Raw genomic sequence first — 2,716 nt, forward strand, 5'->3', positions numbered from 1 at the left:
GCCGATCACGGCGACCCCGGGTGGCGGCTCGACGCCCGTCGGCAGCGTCCCGGCCAGGCCGTGATCCTCGCCGCCGGTCAGCAGGTGCCGCACGTCCACGCCGGGGACGGCCGCCCGCAGCGCGTCGGCGTCCACCTCCAGCACGACGCCGGAGGCGGCCGCCACATGCCCGAGATCGGCGAGCAGCCCGTCGCTGATGTCGAGCAGCGCGGTCGCGCCCGCCCGGGCCAGCGCCGGCCCGGCCGCGTACGGCGGTGTCGGGCGGCGGTGGGCGTCGACCAGAGGGCCCTCCCGCACGCCCGCGAGCAGCAGCTCCAGCCCGGCGGCGGAGCGGCCCACCGTGCCGGCGAGGACAACCGACTCCCCCGGGCGCGCCCCCGAGCGGGTCAGCGGGGCGACGCCCCGCGGGTCCCCGAGCGCGGTCACGGCCAGGCAGACCTCGGCCGCGCCGACCGTGTCGCCGCCGACGACGACCGCGCCCGCCTCGGCGCACTCGTCGCGCAGACCGTCGGCGAGGCCCTCGGCGAGCTCGACCGGGGTGGACGGCGGGCAGGCCAGGCCGACCAGCAGGGCGGTCGGGACGGCTCCCATGGCCGCCACGTCGGCGAGGCTCTGCGCGGCAGCTTTACGTCCGACGTCATATGGGGAGGACCAGTCGAACCGGAAGTGCCGCCCTTCCACGAGCAGATCTGTGGTAGCAATCACATAACCGGAGGGTGTCGGGACCACCGCGGCGTCGTCACCAGGACCCGCTGGCGGCGCCGGTGCGCCCAGTCTGGCCGCCACCCGGGCGATCAGACCAAATTCCCCTACCTCAGACACTCTCACCGGAGCCGATTGCCTGTTACCTTCTGTCGGCCCGTTGTTCTGCGGCACGGGTTGTCGACGTCCGACAAGGGAGCCTCTGTGGTCCACGCGTACATCCTCATCCAGACCGAGGTCGGGAAGTCCTCATCGGTGGCCAAGGAGATCGAACAGATCCCCGGTGTCACCCAGGCGGAGGACGTCACCGGCCCCTACGACGTGATCGCCCGTGCCGAGGCGGCCAGCGTCGATGAGCTGGGAAAGCTCGTCATGTCACGCGTGCAGACGGTCGACGGGATCACCCGCACGCTGACCTGTCCGGTGGTGCACTTCTGACGCTTCGTCCGCGCTTGTTCCCTGTCATGACCGGCCGGGACGGCAGAGTGCGGGCACGGCGGGCACCAGCCGCGTGGCCCGGTCGGCCAGCCGGGCCACCGGGGCCGGCGGCCGGGCGGCGGACCGGGTGGCCGGTCGCGCTCCTCGCCCGGATCATGGCCCTTGCCGTTGTGATTCCGCTCACCGCGTGTGCCGGTTCCCCGGGGCCGGTCACGGTCAACGGCGCGCCGGATCCGACCGGGGAGCAGCGGTCGGCCTGCCTCGCCCTGGGCGCCGCCCTGCCGTCCTCGCTGGGGCCGGGGCTGGAACGTCGCGAGGCCCGGCCGGCGTCGCCGTTCGTCGCGGCCTGGGGCTCCCCACCGGTGGTGCTCTCCTGCGGCGTGCCGGGGGCCGCTCCCGGTTACCGGCCGGACGTGACGCTCTCGGTGGTCGACGATGTCGGCTGGTTCGCCGAGGAACGCGGTGACACCGTCCGCTACTCCACGCCTACCCGACGTCCGCAGGTCGTGCTGCTGCTCCCCGCGTCCGTCCAGGCCTTCGACGTGCTGGCCACGCTCGCCGCGCCGGTCCGCGGCGCGACACGGTCGACGACGGCCTGACAGCGGCCGGCTGGGCGGCCCTACCGGCACCAGCGGCGACGGGGGACCAGCCGCGACGGGGATCAGTGCAGCCCCGTGCCGCGGCGGGCCGCCAGCGCGACCAGCCGGTCCACCAGCCGTGGGTAGTCCAGGCCGGTGGCCGCCCACATCCGCGGGAACATCGAGGTCGGGGTGAACCCCGGCATGGTGTTCACCTCGTTGACGATGATCGAGCCGTCCGGGCGGACGAACACGTCCACCCGGGCGAGGCCCGCGCAGTCCAGCGCGGCGAACGCCCGCACGGCGATCTGACGGACCGCGGCGGTGACCTCGGCGGGCAGGTCCGCCGGGACGTCGAAGCGGACCGCGTCCGAGAGGTACTTGGCCTCGAAGTCGTAGAAGCCCGCGGACCCCGCGGAGGTGGTCACCGTCACCTCCGCGGGCAGGCTCGCCTCCGGTCCGCCGCCGTCGAGGCTGCCGAGCACGCCGCACTCGATCTCACGGCCGACGACGGCGGCCTCGACCAGCACCTTCGGGTCGACGGCGCGGGCGGCTTTCAGCGCGGTCGCCAGGTCGTCCCAGGCGTCCACCCGGCTGATGCCGATGCTCGACCCGCCCCGGGCCGGTTTGACGAACACGGGCAGGCCGAGGCGTTCGCGGTCGTCGGCGGTCAGGGCCTGCCCGGCGCGCAGCACCGCGTACGGGCCGATGTCGAGCCCGGCGTCGGCGAGCAGGATCTTCATGTACTGCTTGTCCATGGCCGCGGCGCTGGCGAACACCCCGGAGCCGACGTAGGGGACGGCGGCCATCTCCAGCAGCCCCTGCACGGTGCCGTCCTCACCGAACGGCCCGTGCAGCAGCGGGAACACCACGTCGACGGCGCCGAGGCCGACAGGGCCGCGGCCGGCGGCATCGCGGCCGGCGGAGCCGGGGCCCGTCGGGGCCGCCACCTGGTCGAGCGCGAGCAGGCCGCCCGCGGTGGGGTCGCCGGGCAGCAC

General features: G+C 74.8%; 4 protein-coding genes. 2 read left to right on the forward strand and 2 right to left on the reverse strand.

Annotated elements, in window-relative coordinates; all coding sequences use genetic code 11:
• Positions 1-828: thiamine-phosphate kinase (locus NBX02_RS18685; protein ID WP_250292420.1), on the reverse strand; the 828-nt coding region annotated here is incomplete at its 3' end.
• A gap of 78 nt (positions 829-906) precedes the next feature.
• Here NBX02_RS18685 and NBX02_RS18690 point away from each other — a divergent pair.
• The gene (locus tag NBX02_RS18690) at positions 907-1,140 is read left to right on the forward strand and encodes an Lrp/AsnC family transcriptional regulator (RefSeq protein ID WP_013874856.1); all 234 of its coding nucleotides are present in this window, start codon (positions 907-909) and stop codon (positions 1,138-1,140) included.
• 47 nt (positions 1,141-1,187) lie between these two features.
• Complete coding sequence (locus NBX02_RS18695) at positions 1,188-1,739, forward strand: DUF3515 family protein (RefSeq protein WP_445548523.1); 552 nt, start codon at positions 1,188-1,190, stop codon at positions 1,737-1,739.
• 62 nt (positions 1,740-1,801) lie between these two features.
• Here the strand turns inward: NBX02_RS18695 and NBX02_RS18700 are convergent.
• Positions 1,802-2,716, reverse strand: a 915-nt coding sequence (locus NBX02_RS18700; protein ID WP_250292423.1) for a D-alanine--D-alanine ligase family protein, incomplete at its 5' end; no start/stop codon positions are given.

Origin of the sequence: Protofrankia sp. CiP1_Cm_nod1, from assembly GCF_920888515.1 — a bacterium.
GTDB lineage: Bacteria > Actinomycetota > Actinomycetes > Frankiales > Frankiaceae > Protofrankia.